Genomic DNA, 260 nt, shown 5'->3' on the forward strand with positions numbered 1-260 from the left:
CACGGACTGGCTATCCAAAAATTACATAAAGAAAAAATCCTTCAACCAACCCCCAACCCGACGGGGATATACAAGGAGGCTGGCCCAGTCAGAAGATTTTAAACAATACGCCCAAACAACTTATGTTATTTACAATGACGCCGCTAAAAGGAAAAGCGCCATCCGGCATACACCAACCGTGCCACACATACGGCACAACACGGCCAGAACAAATAAAATCAACCAACAAAAAAGTACATTGGCACACTATTGAGTTCTCA

Annotated in this window: 1 protein-coding gene; it reads left to right on the plus strand. The window is 43.8% G+C overall.

The window, feature by feature from the left end:
- The coding region (locus tag QP363_RS13210; protein ID WP_284764824.1) for a hypothetical protein at positions 1 to 253 on the plus strand (253 nt) is incomplete at its 5' end.
- Positions 254 to 260 lie beyond the last annotated feature (7 nt).

Origin of the sequence: Corynebacterium sp. UMB6689 (genome assembly GCF_030215295.1) — a bacterium.
Classification (GTDB): Bacteria; Actinomycetota; Actinomycetes; order Mycobacteriales; family Mycobacteriaceae; genus Corynebacterium; species Corynebacterium aurimucosum.